Source organism: Bacillus sp. JJ634, from assembly GCF_036962285.1.
GTDB lineage: Bacteria > Bacillota > Bacilli > Bacillales > DSM-1321 > Peribacillus > Peribacillus asahii_A.
Genome location: NZ_JBALMU010000221.1, coordinates 1 through 3156 on the forward strand (window position 1 = coordinate 1; position 3156 = coordinate 3156).

The 3156-nt window shown below is 37.2% G+C and carries 1 protein-coding gene and 1 pseudogene; both read right to left on the reverse strand.

The window, feature by feature from the left end; translation table 11 throughout:
* Window positions 1-316: 316 nt before the first annotated feature.
* Window positions 317-2827: a DNA gyrase subunit A gene (gyrA, locus tag V7068_RS22215; protein WP_499714594.1), complete on the reverse strand. Its 2511-nt coding sequence runs from the start codon at window positions 2825-2827 to the stop codon at window positions 317-319.
* Window positions 2828-2918: 91 nt separating this feature from the next.
* Window positions 2919-3156: pseudogene (locus tag V7068_RS22220) on the reverse strand (DNA topoisomerase IV subunit B); the annotation flags it as partial.

Consider the following 3156-nt stretch of genomic DNA (forward strand, 5'->3'; position numbering starts at 1 on the left):
AAAGAGCAATATTTATCACTTTCGAATAAACAACTTTAATATCATAACACTTTAAAAGTATAATGTCAACAACTTTTCTCATTTCCCTGTCGACTTAAATAAGTATAACTAGTATTACGAGCAATTGCAAGCTTTTTTTAAAAAACTATCATTTTACATTATACACCATTAAATTCCATAGATTAATTTTAAAAAATCATGTTACACGTGAAACATCATTTACTCTTACCGTTTTTATTATGTGAAATTTATAATGAACTGAACTTCATATGAAAAACTAATTAAAAAAGCCAAGGCTTTATGCCTGGCTTTTCTATCACTCTTCTCCGTCAATTTCTTCTGTCACAATTTCAGAAGAATTCTCTTCATCATCTTCTTCTTTGTCATCTTCACGCTCAACAATTGCAACGGTAGATACATATTCATTTTCTGCTTCTTCAAGACGAATAAGTTTTACACCTTGTGTGCTACGACCTGTTTTTGAAATATCTTCAACAGCCATTCGAATTAAAACACCCGCTGCCGTAATAAGCATTAAATCTTCTTCCGCTCCAGGCACTACTGTTTTAATAGAGACAAGCTCACCATTTTTCTCAGTAACGTTACACGTTTTAATCCCTATACCGCCACGACTTTGAATTCGATATTCCTCTTCAGCTGTTCGTTTTCCATATCCATTTTTCGTAACAATTAAGATTTCCTCTTGCTCTTCTAATATTTCCATACCGACGACTTCATCTTCAGCACGTAGAGAAATTCCTTTAACTCCTGCTGCTGTTCTTCCCATCGTACGAACATCGCTTTCTGGGAAACGAATCATCATTCCTGTTTTTGTTCCAATGATAATTTGTTTGTTACCATCTGTCATACGAACAGAAATTAACTCATCATCTTCTCGTAAACCTAGTGCAATTAATCCATTGTTACGAATATGAGCAAAAGAAGATAGAGGAGTTCGTTTCGATATTCCATGTTTCGTTGTAAAGAATAAGAACCAATCATCCACAAATTCCTTCACTGGGATAATCGCATTAACCGTTTCCCCTTTCTCGACCTCTATTAGGTTGATCAAAGGTAAACCTTTTGCTGTTCTTCCATACTCCGGAATTTCATAGCCTTTAGCTCTATATACTTTCCCTTTATTTGTGAAGAACAACAGCGTATCGTGTGTTGAGGTTGTTAAAAGATGCTCTACAAAATCATCTTCATTTGTCCCCATTCCTTGAATACCACGGCCACCTCGTTTTTGACTGCGATATGTTGAAGCAGGTAAACGTTTAATATAGCCATTGTGCGTTAACGTAACAATAATGGTTTCTTCCGGAATTAAGTCTTCATCCTCTAAACTCTCAAAGCCGCTTAGTAAAATTTCCGTACGTCTTGTATCATTAAAACGCTCTTTAATTTCAAGAAGCTCTTCACGAATAATTTCTAGCACTTTTTCTTCATCAGCTAAAATCGCTTTTAATTCTGCAATAAGAGCCATAATCGCTTGATATTCTTCTTCAATTTTTTCACGTTCTAAACCGGTTAAACGTTGGAGACGCATATCTAAAATCGCTTGCGCTTGTTTTTCTGAAAGTGAAAACTTCTCCATCAGACCTTCACGTGCAATATCAGTCGTCTTCGAACTACGGATTAAAGCAATAACCTCATCTAAGTGATCTAGAGCAATTCGCAATCCTGCTAAAATATGAGCACGAGCTTCCGCTTTCCGTAGTTCAAACTCTGTGCGACGACGAATAACCACTTTTTGATGCTCTAAGTAATAATATAAGCATTGTTTTAAATTCAATACTTTCGGCTGGCCATCTACAAGAGCTAGAAGGTTAATACCGAATGTCGTTTGCATAGATGTATGTTTATATAAATTATTTAATAAGACACTCGTATTTACATCTTTCCGAACTTCCATAACGACACGCATACCATTTCGGTCCGATTCATCCCTTAAGTCTGTAATCCCTTCAATTCTCTTCTCACGAGCAAGATCAGCAATTTTTTCGATTAGTCTCGCTTTATTTACTTGATACGGAATTTCAGTCACAAGAATCGTTTGTTTTCCATTAGGCTTCACTTCAATATCTACTTTTGCTCGCTGGACAATGGAACCTCTGCCTGTCTCATATGCCTTTCTAATTCCACTACGCCCTAAAATATAACCGGCAGTTGGGAAATCTGGACCTGGAATATACTCCATTAACTCTTGAATCGTAATATCGGGATTTTTACTTAAAGCAAGAACACCATCGATGACTTCTCCTAATTGATGCGGTGGAATATTTGTAGCCATTCCTACGGCAATTCCTGATGAACCGTTTACCAATAAATTAGGGAAACGCGCCGGCATAACAGATGGTTCTCTTTCAGAACCATCATAGTTGTCCTGATAATCAATAGTATCTTTATTCAAATCCCGTACGAGTTCCATTGAGATTTTAGACATTCTCGCTTCTGTATAACGCATGGCCGCTGCCTGGTCGCCGTCAACAGAACCAAAATTCCCATGGCCGTCTACAAGCATATGCCGGTAATTAAATGGTTGAGCCATACGTACCATTGTTTCATATACAGCTGAATCACCATGCGGATGGTATTTACCAATAACATCCCCAACAATACGGGCAGATTTCTTATAAGGTTTATCTGCCGTAATTCCAAGGTCATTCATTGCATACAAAATTCTCCGATGAACCGGTTTCAATCCATCTCTGACATCAGGTAGGGCTCGTGACACAATAACACTCATCGCATAATCTAAAAACGAAGTCCGCATTTCGGTACTAATATTAATTTCTTTAACATTGGATCTTTCTTGTTCTGACATGGAGCCAACCTCCTATATAAAGCTTCTGACCTCATTTCATCAATGAGATGTCATATAAACAACAGGATGAATCCATCATCCTGTTGTCCAATCAAATATCTAAATTTTTAACGTAAATGGCATTTTCCTCAATAAAGTTACGACGCGGCTCTACTTTATCCCCCATTAACATCTCGAAAGTTTCATCCGCTTCAATTGCATCTTTTAAACTTACTTGTAATAGCGTACGTGTATCAGGGTTCATTGTCGTTTCCCATAGCTGCTCTGGATTCATTTCACCAAGCCCTTTATAACGCTGTAAATTAGGTTTAGGTGTACTTGGTAAGTTG